Origin of the sequence: Pseudomonas sp. Fl5BN2 (assembly GCF_009908205.1) — a bacterium.
In the GTDB taxonomy this organism is placed as follows: Bacteria; Pseudomonadota; Gammaproteobacteria; order Pseudomonadales; family Pseudomonadaceae; genus Aquipseudomonas.
Genome location: NZ_JAAARL010000115.1, coordinates 1 through 382 on the forward strand (window position 1 = coordinate 1; position 382 = coordinate 382).

The 382-nt window shown below is 52.6% G+C and carries 1 protein-coding gene; it reads left to right on the forward strand.

All coding sequences use genetic code 11. The features are described 5' to 3' along the window. Positions 1-382 (forward strand): response regulator (locus GV819_RS32870; protein WP_161760142.1); only part of this gene is annotated, 382 nt, incomplete at both ends.

A 382-nucleotide genomic window follows, 5' to 3' on the forward strand; every position in this document is an offset into this window, starting at 1 on the left:
ATGGGGAACAGGCGCTTGATCTTCTGGACGACAGCATTGATTTACTTTTGCTTGACGTAATGATGCCGAAGAAAAATGGTATCGACACATTAAAAGCACTTCGCCAGACACACCAGACACCTGTCATTATGTTGACGGCGCGCGGCAGTGAACTTGATCGCGTTCTCGGCCTTGAGCTGGGCACAGATGACTATCTCCCGAAACCGTTTAATGATCGTGAGCTGGTGGCACGTATTCGCGCGATCCTGCGCCGTTCGCACTGGAGCGAGCAACAGCAAAACAACGACAACGGTTCACCGACACTGGAAGTTGATGCCTTAGTGCTGAATCCAGGCCGTCAGGAAGCCAGCTTCGACGGGCAAACGCTGGAGTTAACCGGTAC